Origin of the sequence: Fusibacter ferrireducens (genome assembly GCF_015352425.1) — a bacterium.
In the GTDB taxonomy this organism is placed as follows: domain Bacteria; phylum Bacillota; class Clostridia; order Peptostreptococcales; family Acidaminobacteraceae; genus Fusibacter_A; species Fusibacter_A ferrireducens.
This window is the reverse complement of sequence record NZ_JADKNH010000010.1, coordinates 121,326-143,494: the sequence shown is the minus strand read 5'-3', so window position 1 is coordinate 143,494 and position 22,169 is coordinate 121,326. Positions and strand designations below refer to the sequence as shown.

Below are 22,169 nucleotides of genomic sequence, written 5' to 3'. Positions count from 1 at the left end.
TTTTTTGCAAGATTGATATTTTTTTTTTTCAAAAAATGGGCAATTTGCTAGGTTTCTATGTTGGCATAGGATTTGCGTTACTACAGGTCGAACGAAAAAAAAGATATGAGGGGGAATATGAATGGAGTCACGTAAAGAACTGGAAAAAGTCTACTCGAAAGGAGACGTATTGTCTCTTGCTTTCGGGGCTATGATCGGCTGGGGCTGGGTAATGCTTGCGGGTTACTGGGTTAAAGAAGCTGGTTGGTTAGGTGCAATAGTTGCTTTCGCAGTGGGCGCTGTCATGTGTGTATTTGTAGGTATGTGCTATGCAGAACTTACGCCTGCATTGCCATGTGCCGGTGGAGGCTTGGTATTTGCCTACAGAAGTTTAGGATACACTGCATCTTGGATTACGATCTGGGCAACTTGCTTTGCTTATATCGGTGTAGCGGCTTGGGAGGGTATTGCCATATCTACTGCAATCGATTATGTTATACCGATACCCAAACTAGGGTATTTATGGACGATTGCTGGCTATGAAGTATATTTTTCTTGGTGTGCGATAGGCATGACCGTTGGACTTATTCTAATCATTTTGAACTACATGGGTGGTAAAAGTGCAGCACTGTTTCAAACCATTGCGACACTTGGATTAACAGGTGTTGGTGTTCTCTTTATGGTTGGTGGCACAACAATGGGAAATACGGAATTTATGGGTGAGATGTTCACAAGTGGAAAGGGCTTGATCGCGGTGCTACTCATGGCCCCTGCAATGTATGTCGGATTCGATGTCATACCTCAATCCGCTGAGGAAATGAATATTCCACTTAAGCAAGTTGCAAAAATATTGATTTTATCTATTTTTATGGCGGCAGGTTGGTACGTTATGATGGTTATAGGCATCTCAAAAGCATGCCCTCCAGACATCAGAAATAATGGTGCAGTTCCAGTTGCCGATGCAGCGGCTTACTTATTTGGCTCAGCAATGTGGGGCAAAGTCATCATAATAGGGGCGCTTTGTGGTATTCTCACAAGCTGGAATGGCTTTATTGTAGGTGGTGCAAGGGTTATATTTGCAATGGGTAGAGCGAAGATGCTTCCACCAGTTTTCGGTAAACTACATCCTAAAACACAATCACCTTATGCGGCAATTATACTGATTGGTTGTATCTGTTTAATGTCGCCACTACTTGGCAAAAACGCTCTTGTATGGTTTGTAAATGCAAGTTCGTTTGGTGTTGTTATAACATATTTGATGGTTACGATCTCATTCGTTGTCTTGAGAAAGAAAGAACCTAATTTGAATAGACCGTTTGCAATTAAGAGATGGAAGTTTGTTGGATTCACAGCAATTATAATTTCAATTGCATTTATCATGCTTTATTTACCGGGTTCACCAGGTGCACTTGTATGGCCGTATGAGTGGGGTATGATCCTTGGGTGGACGGTACTAGGTGCGGTTTTGGCATTCATGACGAAAAAAGCATATCCTAATGTCAGCAATCGTGAACGTGAACTTTTAATCTTTGGTGAAGAACATGGAAGAGCGGAAATCATTGGAGAGGGCCAAGAAGAAACGGTGGCGAGCACAGGAAAAAGTGCTTAATGAATATTTACTGACGCTGAACCAATATCGAATCCATATTGAACCAACATTTTCATATGTAAGCAATGTGTCGGCGTGGACATAGGGAACACGCTGACACATTAAAAAATAAAAAAGAGATCACATGACAGATGTGAAATAGGGAGGAAAAAATGACAAAACTAGGATTAAGCACACCCAAAATGGTTACTGAATTACCAGGACCAAAATCCAAAGCGTTATTAGCTTTAAGATCTGAGAATGTACCTGTAGGTGTATCTTACGGTATCCCAACATTCATCGAACGTGGTGAAGGCGCAATGTTTCAAGATATTGATGGCAACATCTTCATGGACTTTGCTGGCGGTATTGGTGTTTTAAATGTTGGCTACAGCAATCCAGAAGTTATAGATGCTGTCAAAGGACAAGTTGAGAAATTTTTCCACACAAGTATCAACGTGATCCAATATGAACAATATGTGCGTTTAGCGGCGAAAATTAACGCAATATCACCAGGAGATTTTCCAAAGAAAACAATGTTTGTAAACAGTGGTGCTGAAGCAGTTGAAAATGCAGTTAAGATTGCGCGTAAATATACAAAACGCAGTGAACTCGTTACATTTACTGGTGCATTCCATGGTCGTACAGCTTTGACAATGGCACTCACCAGTAAGGTTAAACCTTACAAATTCGGCTTTGGTCCTTTCCCAACTGGTATTCATCGTGCAGAGTTCCCATATGCTTATAGATGTCCTAAAGGCATTTCAGAAGAAAATGCAATGGATTATTTCATTGAGAAACTCAATAATTTCTTCCTAGAAGAAGTTAATCCAGAAGAAGTGGCAGCAATTATTATTGAGCCTGTTCAAGGTGAAGGTGGGTTCATCCCAGTGCCTATGGCATATGTTAAAGAACTCAGACGTGTCTGTGATGAAAATGGAATGCTTTTAATTTGTGATGAAGTTCAATCAGGATACTGCAGAACTGGAAAGATGTTTGCGAGTGAATATTGGGCTGAACAAGGGATTTATGCAGATATTATGACAAGTGCAAAATCCATCGCCGGTGGTTTACCACTCAGTGCGGTAACAGCAAGAGCTGAAATTATTGATGCTGCACAAGCAGGTGGCATCGGAGGTACTTACTGTGGCAATCCGGTTTCGACAACTGCAGCGCTTAAAGTTATAGAGATTATGGAGCGCGATAACTTTGCTGATAAAGCGGTTAAAATTTCAGAGGTTGTTATGGCAAGACTTAACAACATGAAAGGCGTTTACGAAATCATTGGCGATGTTAGAGGCCTTGGCGCTATGATAGCCCTGGAACTGGTTAAGGACAGACTAACCAAAGAACCTGCTAAAGAAGAGACAAAAGCAATTATCCAAGAATGCAATAAAAATGGACTTGTAGTTTTAGATGCGGGTATCCGTGGCAACAATTTACGTTTCTTAATGCCACTTTGTATTACAGATGAGCAATTGAGTGTGGCACTGGATATTATTGAAAATGCTGTTGAAAAAGTCAATAGCGCCATGATAGAAAGTAGAAAAAAATAGTATTCAAGGGTTGTGGTGATGTATGAAGAATCAGAGTGAGGGCTGATTCTTTATGCAGTCCATAGAATAATAGAAACATAAATAGTATAATGGTAGAATAGAAGTCTATGTATATATAGACTTCTATTGAAGAAAAGAGGATGAATTAAAATGAAAAAAGTAGCAAATTATATCGAAACTGTATTTGAACAAGTTAAGGCTAGAAATGCCAACGAACCAGAATTTTTACAAGCAGTAGAAGAGGTTTTCAAATCTTTAGAACCCGTTTTAGCAAAACATACTGAGTATATTGAAGCGAATCTTTTAGCAAGATTTGCAGAGCCTGAAAGACAAATCACTTTCAGAGTGCCTTGGGTTGACGATGCAGGTAAACTCCATGTGAATAGAGGCTTTAGAGTTCAATTCAACGGCGCAATTGGACCTTACAAAGGTGGTTTGAGATTCCATAAATCGGTATACATCGGGATCATTAAATTCTTAGGTTTTGAGCAAATTTTGAAAAACTCTTTAACGGGTCTGCCAATCGGTGGCGGTAAAGGTGGTTCGGACTTCGATCCAAATGGTAAATCTAATGCTGAAATTATGAGATTTTGCCAAAGCTTCATGACTGAATTATATAGACATATTGGACCAGACGTAGACGTTCCAGCTGGGGATATCGGTGTAGGCGGAAGAGAAATCGGATTCCTATATGGTCAATACAGAAGAATCAAAGGCGTTTTCGAAAATGGCGTTTTAACAGGTAAGGGATTATCTTATGGTGGATCATTGATCAGACCAGAGGCAACTGGTTTCGGTGTCACTTACTTTACAAGAGAAATGTTAAAAGCTAAAGGCGAAACTTTCGAAGGCAAAACAGTTGCATTATCAGGATTTGGTAACGTCACTTGGGGTACAGCGACTAAAGTGACTGAATTAGGTGGCAAAGTTATCACTATTTCAGGTCCAGATGGATACATCTTAGACGAAGCGGGTATCGCTGGTGAAAAAATCGAGTACTTGTTAGAGCTTAGATCAAGCGGAAAAGATATCGTGGCACCGTATGCAGATAAATTCGCAGGTTCTAAATTCTTCCCAGGTGAAAGACCTTGGGGCGTAAAAGCAGACATCGTGATTCCATGTGCAACACAAAATGAAATCAGATTAGAGCATGCAGAGCAAATCGTAGCGAACGGCGTTAAATTCCTTTGCGAAGCATCTAATATGCCATGTACAAACGAAGCGGTTGACTATTTATTAGAAAAAGGCGTAACTGTTGGACCGGCTAAAGCTGCTAATGCAGGTGGCGTAGCGACTTCAGCACTTGAAATGAGTCAAAACTCAATGAGATTATCATGGACAGAAGCAGAAGTTGATGCTAAATTAGATCAAATTATGACAAACATCCACAAAAACTGTGTGGATGCTGCTGAAACTTATGGCTTTGGTTACAACTTAGTGGCTGGTGCGAATATTGCAGGTTTTGCTAAAGTTGCTGAAGCTATGATGGCTCAAGGTAACTATTAATCCATTGTTCTAAAAGGACAGCATTATTTAAGAGAGGAGTTTTTCATGAAATATTTTAATTTGCCAACACAAATTAGCAAATTTGATGATTTTAAGGGCTTTGCAAAAGAATTTTCAATTGGAGAAAACGACTTGGTTTTAACACACCAATTTTTATATGATCCCTTCATGAAAGCATTGAATCTTGAGTCAGATTTTTTGATGCAAGAGCAATTCGGCGCGGGTGAACCATCAGATGAAATGGTGGATAAAATCCACGAAGCCATCAGAGCGAAACACTACAATCGTGTTATTGCAGTTGGTGGGGGGACCGTAATTGACATTGCAAAATTATTGATTTTTAAAGATGTGACGAATACTTTGGACATGTTCGAAGGCAACATTAAGTTAATCAAAGATAAAGAGCTGATTATCGTTCCGACCACGTGTGGAACGGGTAGCGAGGTAACCAATTTATCCATTGTAGAAGTGAAATCTAAGCATACCAAAATGGGTTTAGCGATGAATGAACTCTATGCAAACCATGCTGTATTGATTCCTGAATTGCTTAAAGGACTGCCATACAATTTCTTTATTTTTAGTGCGATTGATGCTTTAATCCACGCTGTAGAATCTTATGTATCTCCTAAAGCAAATGAATTTACTCAAATGATCAGCATGAGAGCAATGGAATCTTTAATGAAAGGCTTTCTAAAAATTGTTGAAAATGGTCCGGATTATCGTCAAGAACTTCTAGAAGACTTTATTCTAGCAAGTAATCTTGCAGGGATTGCATTTGGAAATGCTGGCGTAGGTGCGGTTCATGCGTTATCTTATCCTCTTGGCGCAGCTTACCATGTGCCACATGGCGAAGCGAATTATCAGTTTTTCACAGAAGTTTTCAAAGTTTATAACAGACTGAATCCAAATGGTAAAATTGAACCTCTAAATGCGGCTTTGGCATCTCTAATGGGCGTTGAAAAAGAAGCTGTGTACGATGAAATCGAAAAAGTACTGGGTAACCTTTTAAGCAAAAAACCATTGAAAGAGTACGGTATGAAGGCGTCTGAAATTCAAGAATTTACAACCAGTGTTGTTGAAAAACAACAAAGACTTCTTGCAAATAATTATATGCCGTTATCTGAAGAAGAAATTTTGAATATCTATAAGCGCCTATTTTAAATTTAAGTGTGCGTAGAAAATCAAAAGGAGGCCATTTTGGATTTCAAGAAGATATCCTTGTTTAAGGAAGCTGGAATTGCTGTTGCCAAAATCACCCGTGAAGAGAGTAAGGTTTTCAATAGTCTGTTGTTCAAAGAACTGATGCAATTGGTTGCATGGGTTGAAAAGGATGCTGAAGTTGATGTGCTTATTATAACTGGGGAAGGCAACAGTTTTGCAGATGAAATTGAGATTTCTGAAATGATTGAGATGCATGCCAACCGTTCACTTATTTTTGGAGATGTTCGATCAGCGGCTTTTAGGTCCATTGAAAAAATGCAGAAGCCAACAATTGCAGCAATCGATGGACTTACTTTAGGAAGTGGCTGTGAACTTGCCCTGTGTTGCGATATGCGTATTGCCAATGAGAAAGCTCAGTTTGGTCGGCCAGAATTATGGTCTGATATCATACCTGGGTTTAGAGGCAAGCAGCGGTTCTTGAAGTTTATAAGCACGAATCGTGTGGAAGATCTAGTGCATACCGGGGGACTCTTGGATGCCAAGGAAGCCTTAAGATTAGGACTCGTCAGTTGTGTTGTGGCATGTGATGAACTGATGGAAAAGGCGTTTCACACGGCTAAGGACATACAGACATATGGTGGACTTGAAATAATAAAATGATATTTAATCAAAAAATGAAATACCCATAAGAAAAAGAAGGTGCATGTGTATTGACAAGCACCTTCTTTTTTTAGGTTCAAATATAAGTTTGATTTTAGGTTCAATCTTAAGTTCAAAAGGTGAAAATTAATTAATCATTGATCCGCTGGCGTTTGCGCACAAAGGTTGCAGGCGCAATTTCAAGTGCCTTTGCGGCATCCCTTACGTTGCCATATTTATTATAGGCTTGCGTTAGAAGTTGTTTTTCCACAATGAGGATGGCCTTGTTGAGTGGCATAATATCGGCGTCAAACTGTAAAGTCTTGGGCGCGCTAGCAGAGACGATATTGCCGGATAAATCTTCCGGTCTAATTTGATCGCTGTTGGTCATAACAGCAGCTCGTTCGACAATATTGCCCAGTTCACGGACATTGCCCGGCCAGTCGTAAGCATAGAGTATGTCCAATGTATCACGTGTAAATGTTTTATGCCAATTGTATTTTTTGTTGATATTTTTTAAGAAGTGATTTGCAAGTGGAAAAATATCCAGTTTTCGTTCCTTCAAAGGGGGAATCGAAATCGGGATGACATTTAAACGGTAAAATAGATCCTCGCGAAAGCGTTTGGCTTTGACCATCTCGCTTAAATTCTGATTTGTTGCTGAAATGATGCGGATGTCAATGGGAATGGGATGACTCCCACCAATTCTTGTAATTTCCTGCTCTTGAAGGACTCTGAGCAGTTTTACTTGAATATCGAGGGTGAGTTCACCCACTTCATCCAAGAAGAAGGTGCCGCCATCTGCAATTTCAAAAAGGCCTTTTTTACCATTTACATTTGCACCTGTAAATGCCCCTTTTTCATATCCGAAGAGCTCGGATTCAATTAAATTGGGTGGGATTGCGCCACAATTGATTTTAATAAAAGCTCGGTTGCTTCGAGGACTGTTTTTATGTATCAGTTTAGCAATTTCCTCTTTACCAACACCGCTTTCTCCTAATATCAAAACAGTTGAATCTAGTTTAGCGACTTTCATTGCAAGATTGACGATGTCCAGCATTTTGGGGTCTTCCACTTCTAAATCTGGTGACTGCAAGATTTGTGCTTTGAGCACTTCAATTTCAGAATGATATTTTTCGGTTAAAGTCTTATTTTCTTCCAATTTATTTTTGAGATCAGATAATTCGGTGATATCGCGTACGTTGGTGACAACCATTGTGATATGCCCCTGAGTATTTTTAACAGGTGTACTTGTGATGAGCCCTTTGCGGCCGCTCTTGAAAGTTTGCGACAGAGTGACCGTCTTGCCCGAAGTCAATGAAGAAAGCGAACCAGATTCAGAAATGTAACCTTCGTTTACCAGAGCTTTCATGTTTCTGCCGAGTAAGTTCTCACGTTTAAGTCCCGTAATGCGTTCGTAGGATTTGTTAATTCTAAGGGTGTTGCCCTTGCCATCTGTGATATAAATGCCATCATAGGAGCACTCAAAAAAAGCATCTAAAACACTGAGTTCGTGCATTTTATTCTTCATAAGTGCAATATTGAGAGCATTGACATCCAGAACGCCTTTTACTTGCCCTGCATTATCAACAAAGACATATAAATCCATTATAGAGGCTTGAAGATCTTCAATAAGTGTATTTTCATTGATAGGCGTGATCATTCTTGAAGGCAGAATAGCGAGCGTATCGTTTAATGATTGTCCTTTTGAGAGCGCAACTAATAGACACTTTTCTGTAACCAAATTTACTAAGTGCCCACGGTCATCCACAACGGGAATGCCGAGTATGCAATCCGAGGATTCAAAGACCTTAATGGCCTCCTCAAAAGTGCTTTCAAGTGTTAAAATGACAGGTGTTTCAGTAAGTAATGCCTTGACTTTCAATTCAAGATCCTCCCACAAGGTTATTAATAAAATTATACCATAAATCAAGTGGATGCGCATGGTGGCTTTATCTATAAATGCTGTGAATGAAATGCTGTGAATGCCGTTTATGAATATCATTAAATCAAAGCCTTTTTGAAAGGCTTTTGAAATTTGAAAACTGAAGTGACATTGACATTGTATCTGCATCTGTTTAATATAAAGTGAGATGAACGTGTTGAAATAGATGATACATTAAAAAAACAAGGGTATAGAAATTTAAATAGGAGATTTAAAATGAAGGAAATTAACAGCTTAATTGCAGGCAATTTGAAATTACTGAGAGAGGATCGTCATCTTTCATTAAATGATTTGTCCACGCTTACAGGTGTCAGTAAAAGTATGCTTTCTCAGATCGAGAAGGGTGAGGCGAATCCATCTGTAGGAACGATATGGAAAATTGCAGATGGTTTAAAGATATCATTTACGTCGCTTATCAATGAAGAACGCGACAAAATGAGAGTTGTTAGGAAAAGTGATTCGTATGAAGTGGATCAAGAAGATGGCAAGTATAGGCTGTTTACCTATTTCCCATATGATCCCCTGAGAAAGTTTGAAATATATGTGATCGAATTAGACCGTGACAGCGAACACAAATCCGATGCCCATTTTAAAGGCGTAGAAGAGTACGTCGTCGTCACAAGAGGAAGGCTTGAGGTGCAAATGGGGAACGCTACAAGTGTTCTGGAAACAGATGATGCTGCAATATTTGTACCGGATAAGCCGCACACCTATAGAAACGTGAGCGAAGACCAAACGAAAGCAGTAATTGTACTTTATTATTCAGAATAATCTTGCATATCCATTGGCAATATCGTACAATATAGTGGGCGGACGTCTTAATATATTGCACGATATTTTAATTTGGAGGGTGTTATGAATACGAAAATGAAAGCACTTGTCAAAAAATTTCCTAAAGAGGGTCTTTGGTTAGAAGAAGTTGAAATACCAGTAATCGGCGAAAAAGATGTGCTTGTGAAGATGAAGAAAACTGCAATTTGTGGAACCGATGTACATATTTACAATTGGGACAAGTGGTCACAAGAGACCATTCCAGTGCCGATGACAATCGGTCATGAGTTTGTTGGAGAAGTGGTTGAAGTGGGATCACTTGTAAGAAACTTTAAAGTGGGTGATTTGGTCTCTGGAGAAGGTCATATCGTTTGCGGTGTTTGCAGAAACTGTCTTGCTGGAAAGAGATACTTGTGTAAAGACACCATTGGTATTGGAGTCAACCGAACGGGTATTTTCGCAGAGTATGCTTCTATTCCGGAGACAAATGTTTGGATGTGCGACAAGAGCATTTCAGAAGATGCGCTTTGTATCTTAGATCCACTTGGCAATGCGGTTCACACGGCCTTATCATTTGATTTGGCAGGTGAAGACGTCCTCATCACGGGTGCAGGCCCAATCGGTATAATGGCTGCAGCTGTTGCAAAACATGTAGGTGCACGACACGTTGTGATTACAGATATTAATGATTACAGACTCAAACTTGCCAAGGAACTTGGTCCAATCATAACGGTTAATACGAAAAAGGAAAAATTAGCCGATGTCATGAAAGCGCTTGGCATGACTGAGGGATTTGATGTGGGTCTCGAAATGTCTGGTAACGGAGATGCCTTAAATGAAATGATCAATAATATGGTTCATGGTGGCAAAATAGCAATGCTCGGCATTCAGGCACCTGATACTCAAATTGACTGGAATAAAATAGTTTTTAGCGGCTTGTTTATAAAAGGTATTTATGGTCGTGAAATGTTTGAAACTTGGTATAAAATGACGGCAATGCTTCAATCAGGTTTGGACATATCCAAGGTCATTACACATAAAATGCACTATACAAAGTTTGAAGAAGGTTTTCAGATCATGAAAAGCGGACAATCAGGTAAAGTTATTTTAGAATGGGACTAGTAGGAGGTATTAAAAATGTCGAATGTACATGAACTCAAGTATCTAAAAGAAAAAATTGAAGGCCTCAAAGCAGATGGCGTCTATAGAACACTTCCTGTTTTTGATGGCGCAAATGAAGCGGAAATTAACTTAAACGGCAAACGCGTAATCAATCTTTCTTCTAATAATTACCTAGGACTTGCAAATAATCCAAGAATGAAGGCGGCTGCCATTAAAGCTGTTGAAAAGTATGGCGTTGGTGCCGGTGCAGTCAGAACCATCGTCGGCAACATGGATCTTCATGAAGCACTTGAAACCGTTCTTGCAAAGTTTAAACGCGAAGAAGCTGTCATGGTATTTCAATCAGGCTTTAACTGTAATGCGGGGACGATTCAGGCGATCACTGACAAGGGCGATTTGATTATATCAGATGAGCTCAATCATGCGTCTATCATAGATGGCGTAAAGCTTTCTAAAGCGGATAAAGCGGTTTTCAAGCATAGTGATATGGCGCACTTAGAGGATATATTGAAAGAAAAAAGGGATCAGTATGCCAATGTTTTAATTATCACAGATGGTGTTTTCAGCATGGATGGAGACATCGCCAAATTGCCTGAAATCGTGGCACTTGCAGAAAAATACAGTGCTATGACTTATGTGGATGATGCACATGGTTCTGGCGTCTTGGGTGAGCATGGCAGAGGCACGGTAGACCATTTTGGATTACACGGTAGAGTGGATTTTTCAATTGGAACTTTGTCAAAAGCCTTGGGTGTTATTGGCGGCTATGTTGCTGGTAGTCAAACTATGAAAGAATGGCTGAGTCACCGGGGTCGTCCAATATTATTCAGTACTTCTTTACCGCCAGCAGCTTTGGGTGCATTAATTGAAGGTGTTAACATGCTGATAGATTCGGATGAGTATTCCATAAAGCTATGGGACAATGCAAAATATTTTAAGGAAAACCTTGGCAAATTGGGCTTTAACACTGGCAAGAGTGAAACGCCAATTACACCAGTAATTATAGGGGATGAAGCCAAAGCAATGGCCTTTTCTAAGCAATTACTTGAAAATGGTGTCTTCGTATCGCCAATCGTTTTTCCAACGGTACCAAAGGGCACTGGACGCGTGAGATGTATGGTAACAGCAGGTCATACAAAAGAGCAACTTAAAAAAGCCGTTGAAGTTTTTGAAAAAGTCGGCAAGGAAATGGGCTTAATCTAAAAACGAGATGTTTTTTTAAGCGAAGCAGATCAGAAGTGAAAAGAATTTAAAATTAAATATGATCTAAGATTTAAAACAGCCTGGCAGTTTTGACTTGTCAGGCTGTTTTTTCAAATATTACATCAGTTTAAACTATAATTAGAAATGTCGATTTCGATTTTTGTTCCTGGATGGAGATTTTCTAAACCAAAGGTATAATTTTCTCCGAAAATGTACGAGAGACGCCTGTTGATATTGGTGAGGCCTATGCCCATGTTGTTTAAGATCGTATTTTGTTCAACAGAGTCGATGATCTCTTGAGAGATGCCTTTGCCATTATCTTGAATGGTGATGATGAGGTGATCGTCAACTAAACTGGCAGCAATTTTAAGGATCATCGTTTCACTTGTATCAGTAAACGCATGATTCATTGCATTTTCCACGATGGGTTGAATGATGAATGTTGGAAAAAGCAAATTATTGCATACATCATCAATTTCAAAGTAAACTTCTAAGCGCGATGTGAAACGCGCTTTTTGAATGGAAAGATATATTTCAACGATTTCGATTTCTTTTGAAAGCGGCACAAGGTCTTCGGTCTGATAGAGGGTATTTCTTAAAAGACTTGAAAGTTTTAAGAGAATCTTTTGAGCTTCCAGAGGATCTTTTCTAATTAAGAGTTTGATAATGCTCAGTGTATTGAACAGAAAATGAGGACTGATTTGAGCTTTAAGGTTTTCGTATTCTGATTTTCGCCTGAGTTCGGCCTCTTCTTGTGCAAGGATACTTTGCACTTGAAGGCTCAGGAAATCTGCAATACCAGTGATTATCTTAATGGTAGGCGGGTCAATCACATCATGAATTTTATATGCTTTGATGTAGCCAATTTGTTCATTATTATAAGTAAGGGGTGCGGCTATAACAGAATAGGGAAATGAAGATGCAGTTTCAGAGAAATTATAAGAACCTAGGTTGCTAATGTAAAAATATTTTTTTAAAAAACTAGTTGATTTTAAATGTTTGCCTTTAAGTTCCATGAAATCAACGTTTTGGGCATCAAAAGATTCCTCACAACTTAGAGCTAAAAGGTTTCTAGAATCTGTTATGGCAATAGCATCAAAACTTGTGAGATCAAAAATACATTTTGCAATCTGTTCAGCAACTTTCGGGTTAAAGCCATTTTCAAGAAGCGGTAAAGTTTCGTTGACGATTGCAAGTGATTGCTGAGCATAGTTGTATCCAATGAGATAATTTGTCGTTTGAACGTCTTTTAAAATGCTCACAAAAATGCCAACGCCAATGGGATTGATGCAGAGTGAAATAGGCGATAACATACTAATATAAAGTTCTGAAAAGAGCTTAGAATCGGTTCCAAAATAGATACAGGCGATGTTAACTAATTCAACGGTAATGCCGATCCAAAATGTTCCAAAAAAACTGAGATTATTATGATCGAAATACTTATAAAAACCACCAGCGATAAGGCCAGCCAATATATGTGAAAAGAGTTGCGCATTGGCTGCAAAACCACCGATAAAGAAATAAAGTTGAAGGCCTCCTACCAATCCTGAAACCAATCCCACAATAGGACCGCCGATAATCCCACCGACAACAGGACCTATTAACCCACTGTGTGCAATAGCCCCGTCAAAAATGCGTTCTCCAAAGATATTCCCTAAAATAGCGACAAAGGAAAAGAGAATGCTCAATACAAAGATGTCTACGGATGTTGGTATACGTTGAAGTGCGCGTTTGAAATTGTTGATTTTAGTAATAGGATATGCGGTCATGCATACAATTGAAGCGGTTTTTAAGTAATAGACGATTACACTCACAGTGCTATCCCCTCCCGAAAAGTAATCATTATGATTAAATAATAGCAGAAATGGCTATAGAATACTCGCAGTATTCATAAAAAAAGATGGATTAATAGATATTCTTAAAAATAATCGCTATAATAAGAGCATGTACAGAAAATAATAATTGCATTTATCAAGAAAATTGGGGGCTATTAATGGTTAAAAAGCAAGCATTTAAAATTCTGTGTATACTTGTGTGTATTATCGTGTTGGTGAGTTTTCAAAAGCACTTAGATGCATTGAAAACAAAAGAAGCGTATAATGACAAAACTGGGGAATTGGGTCATTTTCCAAATCAATCGATTCGAGTTATTGTACCTTATAGTGCCGGAGATGCTGCAGATTTAACCACTAAAATCGTCTGTAAGGCCGCAGAAAAATACTTGAAGCAGCAAATTATTATAGAGTATCGACCGGGTAATGAAGGGGAGACAGGACAAGCTTTTGGTGCTAAAGCCCCCGCTGATGGCTACACGCTGACTATTGTAGATCCAAGTACATTAATCAACCCTTTAACAAAAGAAGTGGCATATACTTCAGAATCTTTTGCATATATTGTGAATATGTGTACGGATAATCAAATTTTATTTGTTAAGAAAAATGCCCCTTATGACACACTTGAAGCGTTTATGGATTACGCTAATAAACACCCTGGGGAAGTGCGCATTGGGAATGTGGGTTCTTTAAATATGGATCATTTATCTGTTATGATGATTGAAAGTGAGTTGAATCTCAAATTCGCACATGTTACTTTTGAAGAAAAAGTCATTGCAGAAGAAGCCTTATTGGCAGGACACATAGACGGGTTAATTGCCAATCCAGCGGACCTCTTTGAGCGTTATAAGAGTAAAGATATCAAGGCAATTGCGCTCATGTCAACGGCAAGAGATAAAGATTTCCCAGACGTCCCCACATTTGTTGAATTGGGTTACTATTTTGTAACGGGTCCATTTAGGGCCATTGCTGTACCAAAAGAAACGCCCGATGAAGTGATTCACATTCTCGAAGAGGCTTTTTTGAAAGCACTTGAAAGCGACGAGGTTAAGGAGGCTTTTTCAGATGTTGGCATCGCCAAAGATACGTATCTGAACTCTGAAAAAATAACGCAACATGTTAAAGAGCTTGAAAGTAATTATGTCAAGCTGATTGAAAAGTATCAATCCGAATGAGATAGAGCGATAATATATATGGGGTGAGAGATGAGCATTACAGTGTTGTTGGTAGACGATGAAGAACATATTTTAGAAGAACTTTTATTTATTTTAAATAGAGAAGATGATTATCAAGTTATTGAAGCTTGTAATACAGGGGATCAAGCCTTAAAAGCCGTGCAGAGATATCATCCGGATGTGATTATTTTAGATATTGAAATGGCAGGGATAAACGGAATAGAATTTGCAAAAAGAGTATTAAAAGGGAGCTATTCACCGTATATTATTTATCTGACAGCATACGAAAATTACGCGGTTAAGGCATTTGCTGTTGGCGCCAAAGGATATATTCTAAAACCCTTTTCTGATGAAGAGATTTTATCACATCTTAAAAAAGCAAAAGATGAAATTATGAAAGAGGCCATTGTTGAGGATCGGCGCACTTTCATTCGGCAGATAAAGAATCGATTGATTCACAATTGTCTATTCCCTTCAAAGTCCGAGGAGACAGATGCTTTAAAAACCCAGTGTACGTACATTGGCATTGACTTAGAGAGCATGAATGTCTGTATAGCTGTTGAATTTTCCAGAACAGACACATTTGAATCCCCCAGAGTGGTACACACCTTTTTAAGTGGTGTTGAGCAATTCTTGGATGCGTATTCGAATAAATTGATTGGGTTTATATTGAAGACTCAAATGCTTGTTTTTTTAACTGTAGATCGGCAGATTTCACATGAGGAACAAAATAAAAGACTGCATGATATTTGCACGGAGATTTTCAATAGAATCCAAAGTTTTAAACTTCAAAAGGTATATTTTGGAGTGAGTTCCTTAAAGTTTTCTAACGCAGGTGATGTAAAAAAATTGTATCTTGAAGCCAAACAGGCTTCTGAGGTCAGGCGGCATACTGTAGAAGGGAAAGGCATTCATTTTATTGATGAATCCAATCTTGAATTGATGCTTAACAGTATTCCAAGTGATGTTATGCAAACGATGATTGATAATTTTTTTAAGAATGAGGGCGATTTAGAAAAATTTAAGAATGATAAAGTTTTACTGGAGACTATTGAACAATTCTTGAAAAACAATTTAAATCTGAGCGAGACTGCAAGGGTGCTTTACATCCACAGAAACACACTTAATTATAGGTTAGAGAATATTCTAAAAATCACAGGGCGAGACCCTAGAATTCTGGATGATGCCATGGAGTTACGTGTGTTAATTTGGTATATAAGGCGAGATGATAAAAATCTCTTTAATCTATAGAGTATATGCAAAGCAGCTGTCTTAAAATGAGTCGTAGAATCATTTTGAGACAGCTGTTTTTGAATTTTAGAAAGCAATAGGCTAATTTATAGTGAAAAAGCATTGAAAATGCACTGAAAAGCTCATTTGAGATGTAAATATGAAATGGCATAGAACTTGCAATATTAAGTGTTAAAATAACTAGGAGGCGACTATGACACTTAATATTAACAATGTGAGATCAGAAATCATTGGCAATGAAGTCTTTTTTAAAACACCCTATGGAGACCGACTTATGACCTATGCTGACTATACAGCGTCGGGAAAAACGTTAAAGTTTATCGAAAAGTATTTGGTAAAATTGGAGAGCATGTACGCAAATTCGCATACGGATGATAGCATAACAGGGAAACATATGACTTCCATGGTGCATATGGCTGAACAGAAGATTAAAGAGCTTTTAAATGCGAAAAAGCATTACGTTTTTACTGTGGGGACGGGTGCCACGGGTGCTATTCATAAGTTGAACAGTATTTTAGGATTTTACTATGCGCCAAATCTCAAAAAATATATGGAATTAGATGCAGTGCATGTGGCACAAAGACCTGTTGTATTCATCAGTTCTTACGAGCATCATTCCAATGAGCTGATGTGGAGAGAAAGTATTGCAGAAGTGGTTGTAATAGGATTAGATAAAAACGGGTGTTTCAATTTAGAAGAGCTTAAATCTAAAACCGCTTCTCCCAAATATAAGGGAAGATTAAAAATTGGTTCTTTCTCTGCGGCATCAAACGTTACGGGCATGGTGACACCCACTTTTGAAATTGCAAAGATCATGCATAAAAATGATGGCTATGCATTCTTTGACTTTGCAGCGAGTGGCCCCTATGTAGATATTGATATGTGTAGAGATGAAGTCTCTTATTTCGATGGTATTTATTTATCGACACATAAGTTTTTAGGAGGACCGGGAGGTAGTGGTATCCTCGTTATGAATAAAGCCTTATATGATCTCTTTGATGCGCCAACCATTGCAGGTGGTGGAACTGTAGATTATGTGAGTTCGGAATCCTATGACTACACGAAAAATGTTCTTGAAAGAGAACGCGCAGGAACTCCTGGCATAATGCAAATTTTTAGAGCCGCATTAGCGCTTGAACTCAAAAGTGAACTGGGGATTGAAACCATTGAAAAGATTGAACAAGATTATATCAGTTATTCGATGAAAAGGCTGTTGAAAAATAAGAATATTGAAATATTAGGTCATACAGATCCTTCGAAACGCATTGCGATCTTGTCATTTAATATTAAGTATAAAGAAGGCTACTTGCATCACAAATTCGTTGCTAAGCTCTTAAACGACCTCTTTGGGATACAGTCACGAGCGGGCTGTGCTTGTGCAGGACCTTATGGGCATACACTGCTGGGCATCGACAATAGGGTATCAAGTGAGTACAGGGAAATGATTCGAGAGGGGGTTAATTCTTTAAAGCCAGGTTGGGTGAGACTCAACTTTCATTATACGTTTACAGCAACTGAGGTTGCTTTTATATGTGATGCCATAGAGTTTATTGCTGAAAAGGGATACGCTTTCTTAAATGAATATGAAATGGATAAATCAAGCGGCTTGTGGTCACATAGAAAATTTGAGGATTCAACAGAACTTATAGATCAATTTGGGATCTTGTCAGGCTGGGCAGTTAAAGATTTAGACGTATTTAAGAGCAATACCATTAAAAAAGAGCAATTAATGAAACAATATCTAGAGGATGCGCTTAAAATTTATCATCAGATCGTGGCAACGACGAAACAAGAATTTAAACATTTTGATTTAGAAAAGATGGACCGTCTAAAATGGTACTATGTTTCTCATCTGATATAGCAGCTTTCCCGTTAAAAAAAGACGCCTAGGCGTCTTTTTTTATGGGCAGTTGTCACAGTTGAATGTCATAATCACGAAGTCTACGATAAAAAGTTGCCTTGCTGATGCCAAGATCAGCGATCATTTGGGGGATTTTTTCTTTACTAAAATTATAATATTGAATGGCCTTTATGATTTCGGCACGTTCAAGATCGGCAAGTTTTTGAATGTGCTGTTCTGAGACGAAATTGCCAAACAATTCGCGTTGGCGATGACTTTTATTAGAAAATCGCTCTGGCAAATATTGAGTGGTAATACAGGGATCGGGACACATTACAGCCGCGTATTCAACGACATTTTTGATTTCACGGATATTTCCGGGCCAGAAATAATTTAAGAATAGATCTTTAACAGCATCGTCAAAGTACTTGGGGACATCGGAGAATTCAGCGCAGTATTCTAATAAATAGTAGTTGGCAATGTGAATAATGTCCACTTTTCGGTCTCTTAATGCGGGGAGTTTCAAGGGGATTACGCTGAGTCTATAGAATAAATCTTCTCTAAAATTACCTAAATCCACACGTTGATGCAATTCTTTGTTAGTGGCGGAGATGACTCTTACATCTATTGGAATGGGATTGGTGGCTCCAATTTTCTCGATACAGCGATCTTGTAAAACTCTCAGGAGTTTACTTTGTAAATGTAAGGGCATATCTCCAATTTCATCGAGGAAAATCGATCCGCCATGGGCAAGTTCAAATTTCCCAATCTTTCCCGTTTTAAGAGCACCGGTAAAAGAGCCTGCTTCATAACCGAAGAGTTCACTTTCTAAAAGCGTATCAGGGATGGCTGCACAATTAACGGGAATAAAAGGGGCCTTTGCACGTTTGCTCTCATAGTGAATTGCCCTTGCAAAGAGTTCTTTGCCTGTACCGCTTTCACCTGTAATCAGAACTGTGGAGTTGCTTCTAGCAATTTTTTTTGCTTTTTCAATGGTATGATGAATGCTGATGCTCTTTCCAAGAATGCCTTCAAAAGTGAAGCAGTTAGAGAGATTATCATAGATTTCAAATATTTTTAATAAGTCAAAAAGGGGTGCTGTCAGCACAATTGTAATTTTAACATTTTCAGATTTAAATATAAATTCAGAGATATTCTTGAAGGCCTTTTTGTTATGGGGATCTATGCTTTCATTTTGGCCTAATTCATCGTGAGCTGTTTTTAGATGTAAGGTGAGTTTTTCCTGAAGGTGTTTTGTCAAACTCGTGTAAGTATCCAGAAGTTGCTTAGAGTTGTGGTTGTAATAAAAGATATCGGTTTCAGTTTCATAGCACAGCAGTTCATATTTATTTGAGATAAAAAAAAGAGAATTACTTTGCCGTTTTAAACTATTTTGAATGTATGCGAGCAAGGATAATACAAATTCAGAAATCATATTTTCTTCCAGATCATCGGCCCTAATAAGTTGACAAGTATAGAGATATCCCACTATTTTATCTGAAAAAAACAATTGGTACTGCGTGATAGAACGATCAATAAATTTAAAGTGATAGATACGATGTCCTTTTACGGGAAGTGCTAAATCATCTGGCAAAATATTAGAACCATAGATGCAATTAAAGTCAACGTCGAAAACCATTGTGGTTTGATTCGTCATGTTGCTGATAACAAATCCAATTGCTTTTAGTATTTCAGTGTTCATATAATGCCCCCTATAGATTACTAATACACATCTGATTTAATCTTTTCAAATTTAAAGTAGTGTGTCAAGTGATGAAACGTACGAAGAATTATCAGAATATTTGTGCAATCTGTCATAGTAAATCTAAGTTATAATCTCAATGTGAGAAAGAAATTCAATCTGACATTGTACAATGTATACAAATCCAATAAAGACAAGCGTATTCGAAAAAGTTTAAGCATTATTTAAGGATTAAAAGGTGTTAGCAGTCAATAAGAGCCTTATTCGTAAAATTATTAATTGGCACAGTAATTGCGTTATAGAATTTGTGAGTACTCAAATCAATTGACAATAGATATAACGTTAGGAGTTGCTATGAATAAGACAGAAAGAATTAAAGCGGCAATAAATGGTGAGCAATGTGATCAAATTCCTTATGCCATTTGGACACACTTACCAGAAATTGATTTAGATCCTGTGAGATTGGCAGATGAAACTTACCGGTTTTTTAAAAAATATGATGTTGACATCATTAAGACCATGAATAATGGGATGTATCCTATTGAAGACTTTGGTTGCAAAGTGGATTATTCTGAAATTGTAAAGGGTGGTGTAGCCAAAATAGTGGAATCACCGATTCAAACGCCTGAAGATTGGAATCGCATTCAACCAGTGGATATTGAGGCTAATGCATATGGTAGAGAATTAAAGTCTTTAGAGCTTTTATTAAAGCAAGTAAATGGTGAAGCACCAGTACTTTTCACTGTGTTTAGTCCCATAACAACTGCTTCAAAGCTCTCTGATGGCAAGATTTTGGAGCATATTAAAAATGGACATGGAGAAGTGGTGCACAGAGCACTTGAAGTCATTGCTGAAGTGACGAAAAAACTTTGTCAAAAGGCAATTGAAATGGGTGCATCTGGCGTCTTTTTCGCAACGCAATTGAGTTCATATAACGAAACGACAGAAACTTTTTATAAAGAATTCGGCGAACCATATGATTTAAAAGTTTTAGAAGGTGCGCGTGAGGGTTGGGCAAATGTATTGCATGCACATGGCGATAATATCATGTTCAATATTCTCAAAAAATATCCCGTGCAAATTTTCAACTGGCATGTTTGGGAAACACTTCCTGACATTGACGAGGCAGCGATGCAACTTGATAAATGCCTAATGGGAGGACTCGGTCGAATGGAAATTACAAAGGGGAATCTCAATGAAATAAACAATCAAATTTATAAATCTATCAAATTTTTAAATGGGAGAAAATTGATTTTGACGCCTGGATGCGTCCTGAGATATCCGCTCAATGAGCAAATTTTGGGTTATGTGAGAGAGGCGAAGGTGATTGTGGAAAGGGCGTATTACGATACTACTAATAATGCAGTTGCATTATAAATAAACAACAAAATGGGAGGAAAATATTTATGAGAGTTAGAAATTTAATGTTGTATGTTGTTATTTTGACCATGATGGTATTCTTTGTAGGTTGCTCAACAGCGTCAAAAGAAGTATCCAAAGAAAGCGCTTCTTCTAACACGGCGAGTAATGAGCCAAGCGAGGCAGTTTCAGCGTATCCAGAAAAACCAGTCACAGTGATTGTTGGTTTTTCAGCAGGTGGGGGAACGGATACTGCTGCGAGAATGTTATTTCAATATGCTGAAAAATATTTCGGTCAAAAATTTGCAATTGTAAATAAACCAGGGGCATCGGGAGAAATTGCATGGACTGAACTTGCAATGTCAGATCCAGATGGTTATACCATTGGATTTATCAATCCACCTACTTTTTTATCTCACCCTATCCAAAGATCAGGCTGTCAATACGAGCTAGAAGATTTTAGTATTATTGCAAACATCGTATCTGATCCTGCAATCATTGCAGTAAATGCTCAGAGCGATATGAATTCATTAGACGATTACTTCGCAGCGGCAGCAAATGGTGATATTACAGTTGGCTACTCTGGGCCTGGATCTTCAGAATCATTAATGCTGAGACAGTTAGAAGATTTTACAGGAAAATCTGTGAATAAAATTCCTTTTGACGGTTCTGCACCATCAGTTGTTGCATTATTAGGTGGACATGTGGATTCTGTTTGTATGAACGTATCAGAAGCCATTAATTATGTTGAAGAAGGCAATATAAAAATTATTGGGGTGGCTTCTAAAAAACGCGTTTCAGATTTCCCTGATGTGGCTACATTTGATGAGCAAAAATATCCTATTTTCAACATTGCATTGAGAGGTGTTGCAGGACCAAAAGGCATGGATAGCGATATGCTTGCCAAAATTGAAGACTCTATCTACAAAGCTTCTCAAGACCCAGAATTTTTAAAGAAAGCTGAAGAAATCAGCTTGCCAATCGACTACTTAGATGCATCTGATTATAAAGACTTATTAGTTGAAATGACAGAAACATTGAAGGTAGAATTTGAAAAAGGTGAATGGTAAATCGTCAAATGAGAAAGGAGAGAAATCATGGCTCAAATCATAGCGTCTATAGTCCTTTTCATTGTATCAGGATACTTTTTTATAGCATCTAATAGTCTTCCAGAAGCATCCGCAGTTTTTCCTAAATTTGTATCCGGAACACTTATCATACTCACAGCAATTTATTTATTTCAAAGTATCATGCAAATGAAAAAAGACAGAGAAAAGCCAAAGCAAGAAGTTTCTAAACTTGTGCTTAAAAAATGGCTGTATACTTTCATAGCGTCGATCAGTTATATTGCATTGCTCAATATTTTAGGTTTTTATTTGATGACACCCATTTATCTACTGTCATTGATGTTTCTCTTAGGTGTGAAAGATAAAAAGCTGGCTTTTGGGGTTGCACTTGGAAGCACGCTTATAATTTATATTGGCTTTAGCTTGTTGCTCAGTGTCCCAGTACCAATGGGCATATTATTTAAATAGGAGGT

17 protein-coding genes are annotated in these 22,169 nt (G+C 38.2%); 14 read left to right on the top strand and 3 right to left on the bottom strand.

What is annotated here, in order from left to right; translation table 11 throughout:
* Positions 1–121 precede the first annotated feature (121 nt).
* The 5 genes from ISU02_RS16470 (at position 122) to ISU02_RS16450 (ending at position 6,450) form a co-directional block, all read left to right on the top strand.
* Positions 122–1,588, top strand: a complete 1,467-nt coding sequence (locus ISU02_RS16470; RefSeq protein ID WP_194702945.1) for an APC family permease — start codon at positions 122–124, stop codon at positions 1,586–1,588.
* 152 nt (positions 1,589–1,740) lie between these two features.
* On the top strand, positions 1,741–3,123 hold the full coding sequence (gabT, locus tag ISU02_RS16465; protein WP_194702944.1) for a 4-aminobutyrate--2-oxoglutarate transaminase: 1,383 nt from the start codon (positions 1,741–1,743) through the stop codon (positions 3,121–3,123).
* A gap of 150 nt (positions 3,124–3,273) precedes the next feature.
* A complete protein-coding gene (gene gdhA, locus ISU02_RS16460) occupies positions 3,274–4,629 on the top strand; it encodes an NADP-specific glutamate dehydrogenase (RefSeq protein WP_194702943.1) in 1,356 nt (451 codons plus the stop codon).
* 45 nt (positions 4,630–4,674) lie between these two features.
* On the top strand, positions 4,675–5,790 hold the full coding sequence (locus tag ISU02_RS16455; protein ID WP_194702942.1) for a 4-hydroxybutyrate dehydrogenase: 1,116 nt from the start codon (positions 4,675–4,677) through the stop codon (positions 5,788–5,790).
* Positions 5,791–5,826: 36 nt separating this feature from the next.
* Positions 5,827–6,450, top strand: coding sequence for an enoyl-CoA hydratase-related protein (locus ISU02_RS16450; RefSeq protein ID WP_194702941.1), 624 nt, complete (start codon positions 5,827–5,829; stop codon positions 6,448–6,450).
* Between the two features lie 130 nt (positions 6,451–6,580).
* On the opposite strand, the gene ISU02_RS16445 is transcribed toward ISU02_RS16450, so the two are convergent.
* Positions 6,581–8,314: a sigma-54-dependent Fis family transcriptional regulator gene (locus ISU02_RS16445; protein WP_194702940.1), complete on the bottom strand. Its 1,734-nt coding sequence runs from the start codon at positions 8,312–8,314 to the stop codon at positions 6,581–6,583.
* A gap of 276 nt (positions 8,315–8,590) precedes the next feature.
* Here ISU02_RS16445 and ISU02_RS16440 point away from each other — a divergent pair, with 276 nt between their 5' ends.
* The 3 genes from ISU02_RS16440 (at position 8,591) to ISU02_RS16430 (ending at position 11,470) form a co-directional block, all read left to right on the top strand.
* Complete coding sequence (locus ISU02_RS16440; protein WP_194702939.1) at positions 8,591–9,145, top strand: helix-turn-helix domain-containing protein; 555 nt, start codon at positions 8,591–8,593, stop codon at positions 9,143–9,145.
* An 84-nt stretch (positions 9,146–9,229) separates the two neighbouring features.
* Complete coding sequence (gene tdh, locus ISU02_RS16435; RefSeq protein WP_228727856.1) at positions 9,230–10,267, top strand: L-threonine 3-dehydrogenase; 1,038 nt, start codon at positions 9,230–9,232, stop codon at positions 10,265–10,267.
* A 15-nt stretch (positions 10,268–10,282) separates the two neighbouring features.
* The gene (locus ISU02_RS16430; RefSeq protein WP_194702938.1) at positions 10,283–11,470 is read left to right on the top strand and encodes a glycine C-acetyltransferase; all 1,188 of its coding nucleotides are present in this window, start codon (positions 10,283–10,285) and stop codon (positions 11,468–11,470) included.
* 122 nt (positions 11,471–11,592) lie between these two features.
* Here the strand turns inward: ISU02_RS16430 and ISU02_RS16425 are convergent, their stop codons facing one another.
* On the bottom strand, positions 11,593–13,284 hold the full coding sequence (locus tag ISU02_RS16425) for a LytS/YhcK type 5TM receptor domain-containing protein (RefSeq protein WP_194702937.1): 1,692 nt from the start codon (positions 13,282–13,284) through the stop codon (positions 11,593–11,595).
* Positions 13,285–13,463: 179 nt separating this feature from the next.
* Here ISU02_RS16425 and ISU02_RS16420 point away from each other — a divergent pair, with 179 nt between their 5' ends.
* The 3 genes from ISU02_RS16420 to ISU02_RS16410 all read left to right on the top strand — a co-directional run bounded on the left by ISU02_RS16420 (position 13,464) and on the right by ISU02_RS16410 (position 17,589).
* Positions 13,464–14,477, top strand: a complete 1,014-nt coding sequence (locus ISU02_RS16420) for a tripartite tricarboxylate transporter substrate binding protein (protein WP_194702936.1) — start codon at positions 13,464–13,466, stop codon at positions 14,475–14,477.
* 30 nt (positions 14,478–14,507) lie between these two features.
* Positions 14,508–15,728, top strand: a complete 1,221-nt coding sequence (locus ISU02_RS16415) for a response regulator (protein WP_194702935.1) — start codon at positions 14,508–14,510, stop codon at positions 15,726–15,728.
* Positions 15,729–15,921: 193 nt separating this feature from the next.
* Positions 15,922–17,589, top strand: a complete 1,668-nt coding sequence (locus ISU02_RS16410; protein WP_194702934.1) for an aminotransferase class V-fold PLP-dependent enzyme — start codon at positions 15,922–15,924, stop codon at positions 17,587–17,589.
* Positions 17,590–17,641: 52 nt separating this feature from the next.
* On the opposite strand, the gene ISU02_RS16405 is transcribed toward ISU02_RS16410, so the two are convergent.
* Entirely contained in the window at positions 17,642–19,270 is a 1,629-nt protein-coding gene (locus tag ISU02_RS16405; RefSeq protein WP_194702933.1) for a sigma-54 interaction domain-containing protein, read from the bottom strand.
* Positions 19,271–19,624: 354 nt separating this feature from the next.
* Here ISU02_RS16405 and ISU02_RS16400 point away from each other — a divergent pair, with 354 nt between their 5' ends.
* Genes ISU02_RS16400 through ISU02_RS16390 form a run of 3 tightly spaced genes read left to right on the top strand, consistent with a single transcriptional unit; the run spans position 19,625 to position 22,164 of the window.
* Positions 19,625–20,647 (top strand): uroporphyrinogen decarboxylase family protein, encoded by a 1,023-nt coding sequence (locus ISU02_RS16400; RefSeq protein WP_194702932.1) that lies wholly within the window; start codon positions 19,625–19,627, stop codon positions 20,645–20,647.
* 29 nt (positions 20,648–20,676) lie between these two features.
* A complete protein-coding gene (locus ISU02_RS16395; RefSeq protein ID WP_194702931.1) occupies positions 20,677–21,699 on the top strand; it encodes a tripartite tricarboxylate transporter substrate binding protein in 1,023 nt (340 codons plus the stop codon).
* Positions 21,700–21,726: 27 nt separating this feature from the next.
* Positions 21,727–22,164, top strand: a complete 438-nt coding sequence (locus tag ISU02_RS16390) for a tripartite tricarboxylate transporter TctB family protein (protein WP_194702930.1) — start codon at positions 21,727–21,729, stop codon at positions 22,162–22,164.
* Positions 22,165–22,169: the final 5 nt, after the last annotated feature.